At 68.1% G+C, this 16,857-nt stretch carries 15 protein-coding genes; 12 read left to right on the top strand and 3 right to left on the bottom strand.

Annotated elements, in window-relative coordinates:
* The first annotated feature begins 157 nt into the window (after nt 1–157).
* The 4 genes from GJG85_RS18100 to GJG85_RS18115 all read left to right on the top strand — a co-directional run bounded on the left by GJG85_RS18100 (nt 158) and on the right by GJG85_RS18115 (nt 3,876).
* On the top strand, nt 158–574 hold the full coding sequence (locus GJG85_RS18100) for an organic hydroperoxide resistance protein (protein ID WP_204384245.1): 417 nt from the start codon (nt 158–160) through the stop codon (nt 572–574).
* 216 nt (nt 575–790) lie between these two features.
* Complete coding sequence (locus GJG85_RS18105) at nt 791–1,339, top strand: RNA polymerase sigma factor (RefSeq protein WP_050010948.1); 549 nt, start codon at nt 791–793, stop codon at nt 1,337–1,339.
* Nucleotides 1,340–1,359: 20 nt separating this feature from the next.
* The gene (locus tag GJG85_RS18110) at nt 1,360–2,202 is read left to right on the top strand and encodes an anti-sigma factor (RefSeq protein ID WP_235356117.1); all 843 of its coding nucleotides are present in this window, start codon (nt 1,360–1,362) and stop codon (nt 2,200–2,202) included.
* 210 nt (nt 2,203–2,412) lie between these two features.
* Nucleotides 2,413–3,876 carry a catalase gene (locus GJG85_RS18115; protein ID WP_050010950.1) on the top strand — a complete coding sequence of 488 codons (1,464 nt, stop codon included), beginning with the start codon at nt 2,413–2,415 and terminating at the stop codon, nt 3,874–3,876.
* A gap of 149 nt (nt 3,877–4,025) precedes the next feature.
* Here the strand turns inward: GJG85_RS18115 and GJG85_RS18120 are convergent, their stop codons facing one another.
* The gene (locus tag GJG85_RS18120) at nt 4,026–4,931 is read right to left on the bottom strand and encodes a ketopantoate reductase family protein (protein WP_124638093.1); all 906 of its coding nucleotides are present in this window, start codon (nt 4,929–4,931) and stop codon (nt 4,026–4,028) included.
* A 308-nt stretch (nt 4,932–5,239) separates the two neighbouring features.
* Between GJG85_RS18120 and GJG85_RS18125 the strand changes: the two genes are divergently transcribed.
* The 3 genes from GJG85_RS18125 (at nt 5,240) to GJG85_RS18135 (ending at nt 8,466) form a co-directional block, all read left to right on the top strand.
* The gene (locus GJG85_RS18125) at nt 5,240–6,532 is read left to right on the top strand and encodes an MFS transporter (protein ID WP_124630280.1); all 1,293 of its coding nucleotides are present in this window, start codon (nt 5,240–5,242) and stop codon (nt 6,530–6,532) included.
* A 144-nt stretch (nt 6,533–6,676) separates the two neighbouring features.
* The gene (locus GJG85_RS18130; RefSeq protein ID WP_089489325.1) at nt 6,677–7,594 is read left to right on the top strand and encodes a LysR family transcriptional regulator; all 918 of its coding nucleotides are present in this window, start codon (nt 6,677–6,679) and stop codon (nt 7,592–7,594) included.
* Nucleotides 7,595–7,716: 122 nt separating this feature from the next.
* On the top strand, nt 7,717–8,466 hold the full coding sequence (locus GJG85_RS18135; RefSeq protein WP_050010954.1) for an SDR family oxidoreductase: 750 nt from the start codon (nt 7,717–7,719) through the stop codon (nt 8,464–8,466).
* Nucleotides 8,467–8,511: 45 nt separating this feature from the next.
* On the opposite strand, the gene GJG85_RS18140 is transcribed toward GJG85_RS18135, so the two are convergent.
* Both GJG85_RS18140 and GJG85_RS18145 read right to left on the bottom strand, forming a co-directional pair.
* Complete coding sequence (locus GJG85_RS18140) at nt 8,512–10,149, bottom strand: glycoside hydrolase family 32 protein (protein WP_050010955.1); 1,638 nt, start codon at nt 10,147–10,149, stop codon at nt 8,512–8,514.
* Between the two features lie 177 nt (nt 10,150–10,326).
* On the bottom strand, nt 10,327–11,910 hold the full coding sequence (locus GJG85_RS18145; RefSeq protein WP_050010956.1) for a glycoside hydrolase family 68 protein: 1,584 nt from the start codon (nt 11,908–11,910) through the stop codon (nt 10,327–10,329).
* A gap of 187 nt (nt 11,911–12,097) precedes the next feature.
* On the opposite strand from GJG85_RS18145, the gene GJG85_RS18150 reads away from it, so the two are divergent.
* The 5 genes from GJG85_RS18150 to GJG85_RS18170 all read left to right on the top strand — a co-directional run bounded on the left by GJG85_RS18150 (nt 12,098) and on the right by GJG85_RS18170 (nt 16,819).
* Entirely contained in the window at nt 12,098–13,126 is a 1,029-nt protein-coding gene (locus GJG85_RS18150) for a substrate-binding domain-containing protein (protein ID WP_050010957.1), read from the top strand.
* 374 nt (nt 13,127–13,500) lie between these two features.
* Nucleotides 13,501–14,187 carry a type 1 glutamine amidotransferase domain-containing protein gene (locus tag GJG85_RS18155; protein ID WP_050010958.1) on the top strand — a complete coding sequence of 229 codons (687 nt, stop codon included), beginning with the start codon at nt 13,501–13,503 and terminating at the stop codon, nt 14,185–14,187.
* Between the two features lie 138 nt (nt 14,188–14,325).
* A complete protein-coding gene (locus tag GJG85_RS18160; protein WP_050010959.1) occupies nt 14,326–15,435 on the top strand; it encodes an NADH:flavin oxidoreductase/NADH oxidase in 1,110 nt (369 codons plus the stop codon).
* A 140-nt stretch (nt 15,436–15,575) separates the two neighbouring features.
* Nucleotides 15,576–16,646, top strand: coding sequence for an AI-2E family transporter (locus GJG85_RS18165; protein WP_089489328.1), 1,071 nt, complete (start codon nt 15,576–15,578; stop codon nt 16,644–16,646).
* On the top strand, nt 16,634–16,819 hold the full coding sequence (locus tag GJG85_RS18170; protein WP_143328899.1) for a hypothetical protein: 186 nt from the start codon (nt 16,634–16,636) through the stop codon (nt 16,817–16,819). Before GJG85_RS18165 ends, GJG85_RS18170 begins: the two co-directional genes overlap by 13 nt.
* Nucleotides 16,820–16,857: the final 38 nt, after the last annotated feature.

Consider the following 16,857-nt stretch of genomic DNA (forward strand, 5'->3'; position numbering starts at 1 on the left):
GGATGTGTTTCTCAATGTGTACGCGTCGCGAATGGATACATGACGTTGCAATAGCCCGGCGTCGGGACACATGACCGATACGTGGGCGCGCTCTAATGCATCCCGGCGACGCAATACGTTCTCCGTTCATTCACCCCCATCCAGCACGGTACCGATCATGAGCCAGCAAACCAGAATTCTGTACACCGGCAAGACTCGCACCACCGGCGGGCGCGACGGCGCGGCCCGCAGTGCCGACGGTCGCCTCGACGTGAAGCTCGCCGGGCCCGGCTCGGCCGCGCCCGGCACGAATCCCGAGCAACTGCTGGCGGCGGGCTGGTCGGCATGCTTCATCGGTGCGATGGGGCTGGCCGCGCAACGGCTGAAGGTTGCGCTGCCGCGCGATACGCACGTCGATGCGGAAATCGATCTGGCCATGGCCGACGGCGCGTACTTCCTGCAGGCCCGGCTGAACGTCAGCGTGCCGGGCGTCGACGCGGACGTCGCGCAGGCGCTGGTCGATGCCGCGCACCAGACGTGCCCGTATTCGAAGGCGACGCGCGGCAACGTCGACGTGGTCGTCACGGTGATCTGACGCGCATCGCGCGCCACGCCGCCGACGCACGGCCGGCGCCCCGTGATCCGGCCTGTCGGGCGACACGCGACCGCGGATGGAATATCTGCGCCGTCCAGCTGTTTACGTGGGCTGTAGGGGTGTTGCCCGTTCAATTTCGCCTAAACCCATGGATACACATCAGACATGGCCGTTCGTCCGCGTCGGCCGGCTTGCACGTTGCGGAGATCGACGTCGATGACCGCGGCCGAACTGTCCGCCATGCTGCCCGCGATGCTTCCGCGCCTGTGGACGTTCGCGCTGCGTCTCTCCGGCGATCGGCACGACGCGGAGGATCTCGTGCAGTGCGCGTGCGTGCGTGCACTCGAACGCGCGCATCAGTTGCGGCCCGGAACGGCACCGCTCAGCTGGATGTTCTCGATCGTGCAGTCGACCTGGCTCAACGAGCTTCGCGCGCGCAGCGTGCGCCGGCGCTCGGGCATGGACTGGGACGACGACCTGCTCGAAACCATCTCCGATCCCGCCGCGCCGACACTGGAGCAGCAGGCGCTGGATGCGCAGATCGTCAGGGCCGTGCAGCAACTGCCCGAAGCGCAGCGCGCGGTGATGTTGCTGGTGAGCGTGGAAGGACTCAGTTATAGCGAAGCGGCCGACGTGCTCGATGTGCCCATCGGTACGATCATGAGCCGGCTGTCGCGTGCTCGCCAGGCGATCGGTGCGCTGTTCGCCGATCGACACGAACGACCCGTGAAAAGCGCGGCGAACAGTGAGGATCAGGGGGCTTGAAAATGGACGACGTCCTGCTCATGGCATACGTGGACGGAGCGCTCACGTCGCACCAGCGCGCGGAAGTCGACCGGGCGATCCGAACGTCGGTCGAGATCGCGACGCGGGTGGCCTTGCTCGAAGCATCGGTGTTGCCCTATCAGCGCGCGTTTCAGCGTCACCCATGGCTGCCGGTGCCGCAGAGTCTGATCCGGACGGTCGCCGACATCGCGCACGCGCATGCGCCGCCGTCGGCGCGGCCGGTCGGCGGCGGCGATCATCGGCAAATCTCGGGTCCAGCGCAGCCCGGCATACGTGGGCGGCCGTCCACGCCGGTTCGCTCGCGCGTTCGCATGATGGCGCCGTGGCTCGCGGTCGCATTCGTCGCGGGCGCGTTCTGCAGCGCCGCCGTACTGCGCTTCGCGCCGCCACCCGCATCGGTGGTCGCGCAGGCGCGGATGTCGCCGTGGATCATGGCGGCCGTCAATTATCAGCGGCTCTATACGCGCGACACCGTTGCATTCGATTCGGCGAACTTCGCGGCCGCCGCGCAGACGATCGACACGATTCGCCGGGACGACGGACTGGGGATTCGGATTCCGGACCTGCGCTCGGCCGGGCTGACGTTCAAGCGCATCCAGCGCCTGAATTTCAATCGCAAACCACTGGTGCAGATCGTCTATCTGCCCGACCAAGGCGCGCCCGTCGCGCTATGCGTGATGAAGGACGAGCGGCCGGACACCGTGCCCGACCGTCAGCAGGTCGGCAACATGGACGTCGTGACGTGGCGGCGCTCGGGAGTCGCGTATGCGCTGATCGCCGCCCCCGGCGACGCGGACCTCGGCGCGCTCGGCGACCGGATCGCCGACAGCGAACCATCGTGACGGCCGGCGCGACGCGCGTGGTGCAACCGGCTGCCGACGGAGCCCGGTACAAACCGATACAAACCGGACAAACGCCGGATACGTCGTCCATTTCCAATCTATCCGTGGACGGCCTGACGGATGGCCGTCTGCACGACGCGCGATGCCCGCACCGACGGCGGATCGCGCGACCCATGAACTGAAATCACATACCGTTGGGGGAACCAGGACATGTCAGAGGATTCGATTCCGCGCGAAATTGCCCATGCGAACGGCGCGCCGGTCAGCAACAACGTCAACATCCAGACGGCCGGCGCGCGCGGTCCCGCGCTGCTGCAGGACGTGTGGCTGATCGAAAAGCTCGCGCATTTCGATCGCGAGGTGATCCCGGAGCGCCGCATGCATGCGAAGGGCGCCGGCGCATACGGGACCTTCACCGTGACGCACGACATTTCGCGGTACACGAAGGCGAAGCTCTTCTCCGAAATCGGCAAGCAGACGCCGATGTTCGTGCGCTTCTCGACGGTGGCCGGCGAGCGCGGCGCGGCCGATGCGGAGCGCGACATCCGCGGCTTCGCGCTGAAGTTCTATACCGAGGAAGGGAACTGGGATCTGGTCGGCAACAATACGCCGGTGTTCTTCTTTCGCGATCCATTGCGCTTTCCCGACCTCAATCATGCGGTCAAGCGCGACCCGCGCACCGGCATGCGCAGCGCGGAAAACAACTGGGATTTCTGGTCGCTGCTGCCCGAGGCGCTGCACCAGGTGACGATCGTCATGAGCGAGCGCGGCATTCCGCGATCGTACCGGCACATGCACGGGTTCGGCAGCCATACGTACAGCATGATCAATGCGCAGAACGAGCGGACCTGGGTGAAGTTCCATTACCGCTCGCAACAGGGCATCGAGAACCTGACCGACGCGCAGGCGCAAGCGCTGATCGCCCGGGACCGCGAAACCCATCAGCGTGACCTGTTCGACAGCATCGAGGCCGGCAATTTTCCGCGCTGGACGCTGTACATTCAGGTGATGACCGACGCGCAGGCGAAAGCGTTTCGGTTCAACCCGTTCGATCTCACGAAGGTCTGGCCGAAGGCTGAATTTCCGCTGATCGAAGTCGGCGAATTCGAGCTCAACCGCAATCCCGACAATTTCTTCGCCGAGACGGAGCAGGCCGCGTTTTCGCCGGCGAACGTCGTGCCGGGCATCGGCTACTCGCCGGACCGGATGTTGCAGGCGCGCCTGTTTTCCTACGGCGATGCGCAGCGATATCGGCTGGGCGTCAACTTCGCCCAGATCCCGGTGAACGCGCCGCAGTGCCCGTTCCACAGTTATCACCGCGATGGTGCGATGCGCACCGACGGCAATCTCGGCGCGGCGCCGTCGTACTGGCCCAACAGCAAGGGCGCGTGGTCGGACCGGCCGCAGCTCGACGAACCGCCGCTCGAGCTGAACGGCGCGGCCGCGCATTGGGATCATCGCGTCGACGATGATCACTATCAGCAGCCGGGCGACCTGTTCCGGCTGATGGATGCGCGGCAACGCCAGTGCCTGTTCGATACCACCGCACGGCAGCTTGCCGGCGTGTCGGCGGACATCCGGCAGCGCCACATCGACAACTGCTCGCGGGCCGACCCGGCCTATGGCGCGGGGATCGCCGCGGCGCTCGCGCGACTGGCTGGCGAACGCGAATAGCGGCGGGGATCGGCGCTGCGCGTTCGGCCGCGGCCGGCGCGCGGCAGCGCGGCTGGCGGGCCGGTTCGACGTCCGACGTCACGTCGCCGGCCGCGCGGCGCCGCTCGACCCGCCGCGGCGGTCGGCGACGCACGCGCGAGCGCCGCCCGTCACGAACGCGCGGCCGTCTTTGCTTCCAGCATCTTCACGAGCAGATGGAGCGTCCGATTGACCGGCGTGTCGATGCCTGCCGCGCGCCCGCGCCGCACGACCGCGCCGTTCAGGTGATCGATCTCGCCGGGTCTGCCGCGCGCCAGATCCTGCGCCGTCGACGAATACTGGCCGGGCGGAATCGTCGCTTCGATGCGCTCGACGATCGCGGCCGGCCCGTCGGCGAAATGGATGCCTTCGGCCGCCGCGACCGCGATGCACTCGGCGACGGCCGCACGCATCGTTTCGCGCAACGCATCGCGATGCGACATCTCGCCCAAGGGCAACTGCACGATCGCGGAAATCGCGTTGTACGCGCAATTGAGGATGAACTTGTGCCAGAGCGCCGCGCGCACGTCGTCGGCGATCCGGGTCGGAATGGCCGCTGTCCGCAGCACCTGCGCCAGCCGTTCGCTCGACGGCGACGCTTCGATCGCGAGATCGCCGCGGCCATGGTGCAGCAGATGCCCCGGGCCCGCCATCTCGCTGGCGACATAGACCGCCGCGCAAATGACCGGGCTGGCGATCTCCGCGCGCAGCACGGCCGCGTTGTCGACGCCGTTCTGCAGACTGACCACGAGCGCTTGCGGCGCCAGCACGCGGCTCAACGTGCGCGCGGCTTGCGCGGTATCGCCGGACTTCACGCACACGAACACCACGTCGGCCGATGCCGCGGCGTCGATATCGGTCGACGCGTCGGCCGGCACGCGACGGTCGAACGTGCGCGTCTGGACGCGCAGACCCCGGTCGCGAATCGCGTCGACGTGCAATGGACGGCCAATGAAAACCACCTCGTGGCCGTGCAGCGCCAGCATGCCGCCGAAGTAGCAGCCGACCGCGCCGGCGCCCAGAACCGCAAAACGCATGATTGCTCCAGGAGAAGGCGTGAACGTGTCACGCACGGGCGAGGCGCGCGCAAGCGGCAGGCTCGTGCGCCCTCCATCCTCATGGAACACGCGACGGCGGCCGTTTATTCCCGGCGTCGCACCGGATTCGCGACACGGCGTGCCGACATTGCTCCGCCTGCAGTCCAAATGGAGGTTGCCGAGCGCAGCCTTGAACAGTCGCCGCGGAAAATCGACGCGCAATGGAATGACATGGGGTGCCCGGGTGTTGTCCATCCGTAGCGCGTCATCGGGTTGGCGCGCGGTTCCCGATTCCTGACTTTTTCGAGATGAACTTTCCAGACTCGCTTCAGATTCCGGCTGTATCCCATCGCCCGCTGACCGGCCGCGATCACCGGACGCTCGCGCTCGCCGCGCTCGGTGGCGCGCTCGAATTTTACGATTTCGTGATTTACGTGTTTTTCGCGACGGTCATCGGTCAATTGTTCTTTCCGCCATCGATTCCCGACTGGCTGCGGCAGTTGCAGACGTTCGGCATTTTCGCGGCGGGTTATCTCGCGCGCCCGCTCGGCGGCGTGGTGCTCGCGCATTTCGGCGATCTCGTCGGCCGCAAACGCATGTTCACGTTGAGCGTGATGATGATGGCGCTGCCGACGTTGGCGATGGGGCTGCTGCCGACCTATGCGTCCATCGGCATTGCCGCGCCCGTGCTGCTGCTCCTGTGCCGGTTGTTGCAAGGGGCGGCGGTAGGCGGCGAGGTGCCGGGCGCGTGGGTGTTCGTGGCCGAACACGTGCCGCCGCGCCATGTCGGCTATGCGTGCGGCCTGCTGACCGGCGGCCTGACGCTCGGCATCCTGCTTGGCTCGCTGATCGCGTCGACGATCAATCGTCATTATTCGCCGGCGGAGATCGGCGCGTATGCGTGGCGACTGCCTTTCGTCGTCGGCGGCCTGTTCGGGATCGTGTCGGCGTTGCTGCGACGCTGGCTCGACGAGACGCCCGTATTCGTCGAAATGAAGCGGAGCCGGTCGCTGACCCGCGAAGTGCCGCTGAAAGCCGTGCTGCGCGATCACGGGCGAGCCGTGCTGGTATCGATGATCCTCACGTGGACGCTCACCGCCGCGATCGTCGTCGTGATCCTGATGACGCCGACCCTCGTCGCCAGGCAATTTCACATCGCGCCCGCGCTTGCGTTGCAGGCCAATTCGGCCGCGACGTTCTGCCTGACGATCGGATGCATCGTCGCCGGTTCGATCGCGGGACGGTTCGGCACCGGCCGCACGATCTTCGTCGGCTGCCTGATGCTCGGTGCGTCGTACTGGCTGATGGCGTCGCGACTCGCCGTCGATCCGTCGCTGCTGTTGCCGCTTTACGCGCTATGCGGCTTCTGCGTCGGGGCGGTCGCGGCGATTCCGGTCGCGATGGTCCACGCGTTTCCGGCGGCCGTGCGCTTTTCCGGGATCTCGTTCTCGTACAACGTCGCCTATGCGGTGTTCGGCGGTCTCACGCCGGTGTTCGTCTCGGTACTGCTGAAGTCGCATCCGCACGCGCCGGAACTGTACGTGGGCGCGCTGTGCGTGGCGGGTGCGCTGACGGGCATCATGCTGCGGCCTGCACGGTAAGCGGTGCGCTGAAGCCATAGGGACAGGGAGATCCGGCGGTGACGACCGTTCGCGGCAAGCGGGCGGCGCAGCCGCGATCGCCCGATTGGACCGCGGCGCGCCAGTACCTTACGATCCACGACATCCTCACCGTGGAGCGACCTCATGCTGTCCGAAGACGAACTGGCGCTGCTCGACGCGATCCGCGCCACCGGCAGCCTGTCGCGGGCCGCCGCGCAGCTCGGCAAGGCGCCGTCGACGGTGTCGCACGCGGCGCGCCAGCTCGAAACGCGCTTCGACGCGCTGCTGTTCGACCGCCGCGGCTACCGGCTGCAGCTCACGCCGGCCGGACAATTGCTGGCCGACGAGGCGGCGCGGCTGGCGCTCGACGTCGCCCGGCTGACGCAGCGCGTGCGGCAGGTCGCGAGCGGCTGGGAGGACCGGCTGTGGATCGTCAGCGACGAGGTGCTGGAGTTCGATACGCTGCTGCCGGTCGTCCGCGCGTTCGATGCGCTCGATTCGGGCGTGTCGCTGCGCTTCACGCACGAGGTGCTCGGCGGCACCTGGGAAGCGTTGCGCGACGGCCGCGCGGATCTGGTCGTCGGCGCGACGAACGAGCCGCCGGCGATTCCGGGCCTCAAGTGGTTCGAACTCGGCGCGATGGAGTGGGTGTTCGCGGTGTCGCCGCGCCATCCGCTGGCGTCCGTGGGCGGGGTGCTGACGCGCGACGCGATCGGTGCGCACCGATCGGTCGTCGTCGCCGATTCGTCGCGGCGCGCGGCCGGCCGCGCGTACGGGCTGCTCGGCGGGCAGGCGGTGCTCGCGGTGCCGTCGATGCGCGCGAAGATCCTCGCGCAGCGCGATGCGCTCGGCGTCGGCTGGGTGCCGCGCCGGCGCGTCGCGTCGCTGCTCGCGCGCGGCGAACTGGTCGAGAAGCAGACAGCCGACCCGCGGGAGCCGAACCTGCTGTATGTCGCATGGCACGACGACCGCGACGGCCGCGCGCTGCAATGGTGGCTGGAGCAATTGCGCGAGCCGCGGCTCGCGCAGCGGCTGCTCGACGGGATCGACGTCGTCGGCTGAACCTGCTCGCGCCAACATGTTCGACGTTTTCGAACATGTTCGTCGCGCCGGTCGTACGGCAAGGCCCGGCGCCGCGCGCATCCTGTGTTCACGGTCAACTCACCGGTTCACAGGAGAACATCATGCAACGCTTCGAAGGAAAGACGGTCCTCGTCACGGGCGGCAACAGCGGCATCGGCCTGGCGGCCGCCCGCGCATTCGCGGCCGAAGGCGCGCGGGTCATCATCACCGGGCGCGACGCCGACACGCTGGAAGCGGCCCGCCAAACGCTCGGCGAAGGCGCGCTCGCGATTCGCAACGAAGCCGGCAGCGTCGCGTCGGCCCGCGCGCTGGCCGACGCGCTCGCCGCCGCCGGCGTGCGGCTCGACGCCGTGTTCGTCAACGCGGGCGTCGCGAAACTCGCGCCGTTCGCCGACAGCGACGAAGCGATGTGGGATCTCGTGTTCGACACCAACGTGAAGGGCGCGTATTTCCAGATCCAGTCGCTGGTGCCGCTGCTGAACCGCGGTGCATCGATCGTGATCAACGGCTCGATCAACGCGCACATCGGGATGCCCGGCTCGTCGGTGTACGCGGCCAGCAAGGCGGCCGTCAATTCGTTCGCGAAGACGCTGTCGACGGAACTGCTGCCGCACGGCGTGCGCGTGAACGTGGTGAGCCCCGGGCCGGTGCAGACGCCGCTGTACGGCAAGCTCGGGCTCGATGCGGCGACGCTCGACGCGACGGCCGACAAGATCAAGGGCCTCGTGCCGATCGGCCGGTTCGGCACGCCGGACGAAATCGCGTCGACGGTGCTGCACCTGAGCGCGCCGGAATCCGCGTTCATCGTCGGCGCGGAAATCATCGCGTCGGGCGGGATGGGGTTGCTCTGAGCGGTGAGGCGGGCGGGGACCGTAACCGGCCCCCGTCACCTGCACCTATCGGGACGCACAGGCGCCGCGTGTATCGTCGCCGGTTCCCAGTTGCGTCACCGTCAACCCCGAAAACGTCGCGCGGCCCTGTTCGGCAAACACGGCCACGCGATCCGCGTCGAGCGGCGGAAAGACCAGGTCCGTCAGCGCGACGCGGCCGCCGTTCGCGAACACTTCGACCGAGCCGCGATCGACGACGATGTCGAGCCGCAGTTGCCCGCGTTCGAGCGGCAGATCGACGATATGCTCGCGGCTGAACGTGCCGGCGAAATTCGCTTCGCCGGATCGCGAGCGGTCGAGCGTCAGCGTGCGCTTCGCGGTGTCGTACACGATCCGGGTGCCGATCGACCCGTCGGCCGAACGCCGCACGATCAGCCCCGCGCGCGCGGCACGCTGCGGCGAGAGCGTCACCGTGATGCGCTGGACGATGCCGCGTGTGGCGGCCGACAGCGGGCGGGTAGCGGAGTCGACCGTGACGTCGCCTTCATGCACGGCCGGCCGGCCGTCGGCCCATGCGTCGAACGCGGCGGCCGGCGCGACGATCAGGGTCGGCTCGCCGTCGATCGCCTTCAGCGACAGTTCGCGCGGCAGCGTGGTCGCGCCACGCCACGGGGTGGTCGGCACTTTTGCCGCGTAATCCCAGTTGCTCATCCAGGCGATCGCGACCGGCCGGGCGCCGGGTGCGCCGGAGAACGTGCCGGCCGCGTAGAAGTCGGCGCCGTGATCGACCCAGCGGAAGTGCGCGGGATCGGAGCCGGCGGGCGCGACGCGGTCGGGCGTGAACGTGCGGCCGTCGAAATCGCCGACGAAATACATGGCCCCGGAGCCGCCCGCGATCGACCACGGATTCACGTTGACGATCATTACCCATTTGATTCGCTTCGGATCGCCGTCGAGCGGTAGCGGTATGAGGTCCGGCATTTCCCACAGCGCGCCCGCATGCGGCACGTCCGGCAGCGTGAAGTCGCTGAGGAACGACCAGTGGATCAGGTCGTCGGAACGATAGAGCTTCACGACGTGCGCATCGGCGACGACCGTCGTCATCAACCAGTAGCCGCCCGCCGCATACCACGACACTTTCGGGTCGCGAAATTGCTTCGATTCCGGATCGAGCGTCAGCACCGGGTTGTGCGCATACGGCTGCCAGGTCGTGCCCTGGTCGAGGCTGTACGCGAGCGACTGCGCCTGTATGCCCGGTGCGTGACCCGAGCCGGGCTTGTAGACGCTCGTATAGAGCGCGACGAGCGGCGTGTGGCCCGGTGTGCCGAGACCGGACGTGTTCAGCGTATCGGCGACGATCGAGCCGGAGAAGATTTCCTCGGTGGCGTTCGCGCGCATCGCGACCGGCTGCTCGCGCCAGTGGACGAGGTCGGTGCTGGTTGCGTGGCCCCACGACATGTTGCCCCAGTCGTTGCCGAGCGGGTTGTACTGATAGAACAGGTGATAGCGGCCGTTCGCGTAGACGAGCCCGTTCGGGTCGTTCATCCAGTTGCGCTGCGGCGTGTAGTGGAGGGCGGGCCGCCACTGCGGCGTGCCGTTGTCGGCCGGCGTATGGCAGGACGCGGCGACGGCCTGCGTGGACGCCATGCAGACGAGCAGCAGCCGGATGAGGCGGACGGAAAAGCGGAAAGACGTCGATTTCATGCGGTGCCGGAGGCGCTTCGTCGGACGAAGCGGGAAAGGAGGGCGCAGGCCGCCTGCAACGGCGGCATGCGCAACGGTCAAAAGAAAGTCGAAAAAAAGCGGAGGCGCGCACGCGGCACGCGCGATACGCGACTCCTGAACCTCGTGCCTTTGTCGACGATGGTTATTTTCGGTTGCTTAATTGGCTTGGCCGTTCCCGTCGTTGTGGCCGGCCCCCGTCGCCGGCAGGTTCGACGGGATGTCGCCGTAGCCGCCGAGGCCGCCGCGTCCATACGTGCGGTCGACCGCCGTCGACGTGCCGTTGATGTTCACCTTCACCGTCGGCGCGAGCGTGCCGCCGCGGCGCGGGCCGATCGCGTCGATGAACGACTCGACGAGCCCGCCCGGCATCACGTAGTGCGAATACGACTGGAATTCGCGCGGGTTCTGGTTCGGGTCCTGCGCATACGGTGCGCCGGCCGGTGCGGAGAAGTCGGTCGGGTTGCCCAGCACGAGGCCGCTGCCGCCGTTCAGCGGCAGGTAATCGCTGCGGATGCCGTTGCCGACGAAGCCGTACACGCCGTCCGGGCCGTCGACGCCGGCCGCCATCGTCGTGCGGTGGCTGATCGTGAACAAGTAGTACTTGCCGTCCTTCAGGTAGATCTGCGGGCGCTCGGTCTGGTCGTCGACGCAGTTCGCCGACAGGATCGGCGGCAGGAACTTCCACTCGGTCAGTTGCGGGTTCGTCGCGACCGCGAGGCCGACGTTGGCCTTTTGATACACTGCGCCCGAATTCATCACCGCGTTGAGATCTTCGCGGTTCGGATCGTTCGGTGCATAGCCGAGATCGGCCTCGGTGCAGGTGCGTGCGCCGCGCGGGCCGCCGGTGTTGCCTTCGAACACCATGTAGGTCTTGCCCGGATGCGCGGGGTCGGTAAACACGAACGGATCGCGGAACGAGAAGTAGGTGTTCTGCTGGCCGGTCTGGTAGTAGTTGCCGTCCGGCTGCAGCAGCGCCTTGTGATCGCCGAAGCCGGTGAACCACACATGCTTGTCGTCGGCGTGGATGTTGCCGTCGGCGCGCGTGATGATCGCCTGCGGCGGCGTGATGTCGGCGCCGCCGGGGGCCGAGCGGTTGAACGACGTCGCGGTGTAGTACAGGCTGACGTTGCTGCCGTTCGTGAGGCGCGCGGAGCCCGACCATTCGGCGTTGTTGGTCATCGGCGCGGTGCCGAACACCCGGGCGCTCGCGCCGTCCGGGAACAGGTGGCCGCCCCAGGTCCAGCCGCCGTTCGCGGGGCGTTGCGACGCGGGGATGCCGGCGCGGCGATAGAAGAAGCCGATGCGGGCGTGGACGTGACGGTCGTCGAACGTGTAGCCCGCGTGCGGATCGGCGGTGAGCGAGAAGATCACCTCCCAGCCCTTGTAGCTGAGCTGGTTCGCGCGCAGGTCGGCCAGCGGCCACGTGTCCCACACCCACACGTTCGAGTTGATCAGCGGGAAGTCCTGCGGGATGTCCGGCATCGTCAGCGCTTGCGGCAGCGAGTTCTTGTCGGCGCCGGCGGTGTGCGACTGGGCGACGATCTGGCGGATGTCCGCGCGCGTCCAGCGCATCGTGAAGTTGCCTTCGGGATCGTAGGCTTGCTGCGTATGGGGCGTGGGCACGGGCGCGCCCGTGCCGCCGGACTGCGCGTGCGCGACGGACGCGAAGGCGGCGAGTGCGCCGCCAGCGAGCAGCAAACGTTTGGCCGCGATCGGGCGGAAAAGGGGAAAGTATGTCATCTCGTCGTTGTTTCCTTGGCAGGTGAAAATGAACGGCTGAGTGGGCATCGATGTCCAAACCGGTTTGGATGCTATTTCAAACCGGTTTGGAACGCAAAAGATATTTATTTGACGGTAATGATTACTCAATGGAAATAATTACCCGGTCGGCGCATCCCGGACCTCGGGCGGCCGGGCGGATCGGCGAATGCGAGGAATGACGGTGAAGGTGAATCTGAAGGCGCTGTCGGACGCGCTGGGTCTGTCGCGGACGACGGTCAGCCGCGCGTTGAACGGTTACGACGACGTCAGCGAGGCGACGCGCGAGCGCGTGGCGAAGGCCGCGCGCGAAATGGGCTACGTGGCCGATCCGACCGCGCGCCGGCTGGCGACCGGCCGGGCCGACATGATCGGCATCGTCTATCCGTTCGGCGCCGGCGATCTCGGCGATCCGCGTTTCGGCGAGGTCGTCGCGGGCATCACCGAGCGGCTCGCCGAGCGCAATCTCGATTTCATCATCGCGTCGGCGCGACCGAACGCGGAACTGGACACCTATCGGCGGATCGTCGACGGCAAGCTCGTCGACGGGCTGATCGTCGCGCGCACGCAGGTGGACGATCCGCGTCTCGCGTACCTGCAAGCGAGCGCGTTTCCGTATGTCGCGTACGGCCGCACGCAGGCGGCCGGCCCGTATGCGTGGTTCGACTTCGACAACGAAGCGGGCGCGCGCGACGCGGCGCGCCGGCTGATCGGCTTCGGGCATCGGCGCATCGCGATGATCAGCGCGCCGCTCGAGCTGAATTTCGCCGCGCAGCGGCGCGCCGGTTATCTGTCGGCATTGCGCGAAGCCGGTATCCAGGCCGATCCGGCGCTGCTCGTCGAGTGCGCGTTTACGCACGACGGCGGCCAGCAGGCGGCGCGGGCGCTGCTCGAGCGCGCCGAGCCGCCGACCGCACTGCTGGTCGACAACAACATCGCGGGCGGCGGCGCGTTTCGCGCGCTGGTCGACAGCGGGCTGCGCCTGGGCGCCGATATGTCGCTGATCGTCTACGACGGCGTGCCGCCCGATATCGCGCACCCGTATCGTGTCACGGCGGTCGTGCAGCCGACCGGGCACGCCTCGGGCCGCGCGCTGGCGGAGCTGATGCTGCGGCTGCTGGACGACGGCGTGCGCGATCACCGGCTCGAAGCGCCAGTCATCGAAGCGGGGGACACGGACGGGCCTGTGCGCGGGTAGCCGTCGGGAGCCGGCGCGGCTGCAGCGGCCGGCTGCTGCGGGCAAACGGCGAAGGGCGGCGACGGCGATGCCGGACTCCGCCCCCCGTCGAAAAGGCCATGACGACGGCAGGGGCGAATACGCGTTCGTCTAGACGACCGGTCTAATTCGCGGCTATCATCCGTCCTTGTGAATGCGGCGACGTCCCCGGCAGCTTCATGTCGCGAGACGCCGTCGTTTTATTTCGGCTACTTCTAGACGACTGGTCTAATAGGTGTATGTCGCATGCGGATGAATGAATCGCACGTTGCCGCGCGCGGGCGGACTAACCATCAGGTGCGCCGCGCCGACGTGCGGCTCCGTTCCCCCGTTCATTTTCGAAGGAGTGTCCGATCATGAAGATTCTGGTTGTCCTGACCTCGCACGACACGCTCGGCGACACCGGCAAGAAAACCGGCTTCTGGCTCGAGGAACTGGCCGCGCCGTACTACACGTTCAAGGATGCGGGCGTCGAGCTGACGCTCGCGTCGCCGAAGGGCGGCCAGCCGCCGCTCGACCCGAAGAGCAGCGACCCGACGGCCCAGACCGACGCGACGCGCCGCTTCGACGCCGATGCGGCGGCCCAGGCCGAACTCGCGTCGACGCGCAAGCTGGCCGACGTGTCGGCGGACGACTACGACGCGGTGTTCTACCCGGGCGGCCATGGCCCGCTGTGGGATCTCGCCGAGGATCTGCATTCGATCGGCCTGATCGAGCGCACGCTCGCGGCCGGCAAGCCGGTCGCGGCGGTCTGCCACGCGCCGGGCGTGCTGCGCCACGTGAAGAACCCGCAGACCGGCGAGTCGGTCGTGCGCGGCAAGCGCGCGACGGGTTTCACCAATAGCGAGGAAGCGGCGGTCGAGCTGACCGAAGTCGTGCCGTTCCTCGTCGAGGACATGCTGAAGACCAACGGCGCTGAATTCGAGCGCAGCGCCGACTGGGCGCCGCATGTCGTCACCGACGGGCTGCTGATCACCGGGCAGAACCCGGCGTCGTCGGCGCCCGCGGCCGAGGCGCTGCTCGCGAAGCTCGGCCACCGCTGAACACATGGCGCCGGCCCGGCCGGCGCCGCGTCCTCGCCGTCGCCGGGCGCAGCCGGCCCGCCGACGGCCCGCATCGTTGCGCCGTGCGCCCCGCACGACGCATTCCCCGTTTTGCAGGACCCAATAAAGGAGTCGTGGATGTCTGCCCTGTTCGAACCGTTCAAACTCAAGGATGTCACGCTGCGCAACCGCATCGCGGTGCCGCCGATGTGCCAGTACGTCGCCGAAGACGGCGTCGTCAACGACTGGCATCACGTGCATCTGGCCGGCATCGCGCGCGGCGGCGCGGGCCTCGTGATCGCGGAGGCGACGGCCGTGTCGCCGGAAGGCCGCATCACGCCGGGCTGCGCGGGGTTGTGGAACGACGCGCAGGCCGAAGCCTTCGCGCCGTCGGTCGCGGCGATCAAGGCGGCCGGCGCGGTGCCCGGCATCCAGATCGCGCACGCGGGCCGCAAGGCCAGCGCGAACCGCCCGTGGGAAGGCGACGACCATATCGCCGACGGCGATCCGCGCGGCTGGCAGACCATCGCCCCGTCGGCCGTGCCGTTCGGCGCGCACCTGCCGAAGGTGCCGCGCGAAATGACGCACGACGACATCGCCCGCGTGCAGGCCGATTTCGTCGCGTCCGCGCAGCGTGCGCGCGACCTCGGTTTCGAATGGCTGGAACTGCACTTCGCGCACGGCTATCTCGGCCAGAGCTTCTTCTCGGTGCACTCGAACCGGCGCACCGACGAATACGGCGGTTCGGCCGACAACCGCGGCCGCTTCCTCGTCGACACGCTCGCGGCCGTTCGCAAGGTCTGGCCCGAGCATTTGCCGCTGACCGCGCGCCTCGGCGTGATCGAATACGACGGCCGCGACGAAGAGACGCTCGCCGAGTCGATCGCGCTCACGCAGCGGATGAAGCTCGAAGGGCTCGACATGCTGAGCGTGTCGGTCGGCTTCTCGACGCCCGACGCGCAGATTCCGTGGGGGCCGGCGTTCCTGGCGCCGGTCGCCGAACGCGTGCGCCGCGAGGCCGGCTTGCCGGTGTCGTCCGCATGGGGAATCGATACGCCGCAACTGGCGAACCGCGTGGTGGCGCAGGAACAGCTCGATCTCGTGATGGTCGGCCGCGCGCACCTGGCCGACCCGCACTGGCCGTACTACGCGGCCAAGCAGCTCGGCGTCGAGCGTCCGTCGTGGACGCTGCCCGCGCCGTACGCGCACTGGCTCGAGCGCTACCGGATCGCCGACAAGGTGGCCTGAGCGGCGCGCGTCCGCGCGGCGCCGGGTGGTCCGCGCATCGATCGCGCGTGCCGCCGATCCGGCGCCGATGGATAGAATGGCGGTTCGTCCAGGCCGATTGCCTGGGCGAACCGCCATTTTTTCATTTCGACAGAGGTGCCATGGGCGCACATGTCCCGTCGTCTTCCGATTCCGCCGCGCGGCCGCGCGCCCAGCAGGTCGCCCGCATCGCGCTGTATGCGGCGCTGCTGGTGCTCGCGCTGTGGGTGATCCGCGACTTCCTTCCCGCCATCGCATGGGCGTGCGTGATCGCCATCGCGATGTGGCCGCTGCTGAAGTGCTTCGAATCGCACCGGCTGTTCCGCAATCGGCCGACGCTGATCGCGACCGTCATCACGGCGGCGATCTCGCTGCTCGTCGTGCTGCCGGTGGCGGTCGCGACGACCCAGGCGATCGCGCAGGCGCACGACCTGCGCGAGTGGCTGCACACGATCCAGGACAACGGCATCCCGCTGCCGGACGTGATCGGCCGGTTGCCGTACGGCGCCGCGCAGATCACCGAATGGTGGCAGGCCAATCTCGGCCATCCGCTGCATGCGGCCACCGCGATGCACGGCGTCAATAGCGAGAAATTCATCGCGTTCGGCCGGCAATTCGGCACGAAGCTCGCGCACGTGCTGCTCGAATTCGGTTTCATGCTCGTCACGCTGTTCGTGATCCTGCGCGCCGGCCACAAGCTGTCGGGCGCGTTGCTGCAGGGCGCGCGACGTGCGTTCGGGCGTAACGGCGCGGAACTGATCGAGCGCATGGTCGCGGCCGTGTACGGCACGGTGACGGGGCTCGTCGTCGTCGGGCTCGGCGAGGGCGCGCTGCTCGGCATCGCCTACGCGCTCGCGGGCGTGCCGCACGCGGCGCTGCTCGGGCTCGTCACGGCCGTCGCCGCGATGCTGCCGTTCTGCGCGCCGGTCGTGTTCTGCGGCGCGGCGCTCTGGCTGTTCGTGCAGGGGGCGACCATGTGGGCCGTCGCGATCGCGGCGCTCGGGTTCATCGTCGTGTTCGTCGCCGAGCATTTCGTGCGGCCGGTGCTGATCGGCGGTTCGACGCGGCTGCCGTTCCTGCTCGTGCTGTTCGGCATCCTCGGCGGCGCCGAGACGTTCGGCCTGATCGGGCTGTTCGTCGGCCCCGCGCTGATGACGGTGCTGACGATGCTGTGGGCCGAATGGATCGCCTGATCGCGCATGCCGTTGCACCGGTTCGATACGACGGTGCGGCGGTGCGGATGCGCATGCGCGCGCGCCGGCTGCAACGATTGATGACGATTCAGCCGGCGCGAAGGCCTGCAAACGCAGGGATTCGGATAAAGATCTCTACATTTCTTTTCGATCCGGACCCAAAGGTCGAGTAGCATGGGGTTTTCGATCACGCCGGTATGGCGCAGCAGAT

It is taken from the genome of Burkholderia sp. MS389 (assembly GCF_016899425.1).
Lineage (GTDB): Bacteria > Pseudomonadota > Gammaproteobacteria > Burkholderiales > Burkholderiaceae > Burkholderia > Burkholderia sola.

What these genes read in the sequence shown, in the direction of transcription:
- GJG85_RS18105 (WP_050010948.1), top strand. Translation starts at nt 791, where the DNA reads ATGACCGCGGCCGAACTGTCCGCCATGCTGCCCGCGATGCTTCCGCGC.
- GJG85_RS18155 (WP_050010958.1), top strand. Translation starts at nt 13,501, where the DNA reads ATGAAGATTCTGGTTGTCCTGACCTCGCACGACACGCTCGGCGACACC.
- GJG85_RS18170 (WP_143328899.1), top strand. Translation starts at nt 16,634, where the DNA reads ATGGATCGCCTGATCGCGCATGCCGTTGCACCGGTTCGATACGACGGT.
- GJG85_RS18130 (WP_089489325.1), top strand. Translation starts at nt 6,677, where the DNA reads ATGCTGTCCGAAGACGAACTGGCGCTGCTCGACGCGATCCGCGCCACC.
- GJG85_RS18140 (WP_050010955.1), bottom strand. Translation starts at nt 10,149, where the DNA reads ATGAAATCGACGTCTTTCCGCTTTTCCGTCCGCCTCATCCGGCTGCTG.
- GJG85_RS18165 (WP_089489328.1), top strand. Translation starts at nt 15,576, where the DNA reads ATGGGCGCACATGTCCCGTCGTCTTCCGATTCCGCCGCGCGGCCGCGC.
- GJG85_RS18135 (WP_050010954.1), top strand. Translation starts at nt 7,717, where the DNA reads ATGCAACGCTTCGAAGGAAAGACGGTCCTCGTCACGGGCGGCAACAGC.
- GJG85_RS18125 (WP_124630280.1), top strand. Translation starts at nt 5,240, where the DNA reads ATGAACTTTCCAGACTCGCTTCAGATTCCGGCTGTATCCCATCGCCCG.
- GJG85_RS18150 (WP_050010957.1), top strand. Translation starts at nt 12,098, where the DNA reads ATGCGAGGAATGACGGTGAAGGTGAATCTGAAGGCGCTGTCGGACGCG.
- GJG85_RS18145 (WP_050010956.1), bottom strand. Translation starts at nt 11,910, where the DNA reads ATGACATACTTTCCCCTTTTCCGCCCGATCGCGGCCAAACGTTTGCTG.
- GJG85_RS18120 (WP_124638093.1), bottom strand. Translation starts at nt 4,931, where the DNA reads ATGCGTTTTGCGGTTCTGGGCGCCGGCGCGGTCGGCTGCTACTTCGGC.
- GJG85_RS18115 (WP_050010950.1), top strand. Translation starts at nt 2,413, where the DNA reads ATGTCAGAGGATTCGATTCCGCGCGAAATTGCCCATGCGAACGGCGCG.
- GJG85_RS18100 (WP_204384245.1), top strand. Translation starts at nt 158, where the DNA reads ATGAGCCAGCAAACCAGAATTCTGTACACCGGCAAGACTCGCACCACC.
- GJG85_RS18110 (WP_235356117.1), top strand. Translation starts at nt 1,360, where the DNA reads ATGGCATACGTGGACGGAGCGCTCACGTCGCACCAGCGCGCGGAAGTC.
- GJG85_RS18160 (WP_050010959.1), top strand. Translation starts at nt 14,326, where the DNA reads ATGTCTGCCCTGTTCGAACCGTTCAAACTCAAGGATGTCACGCTGCGC.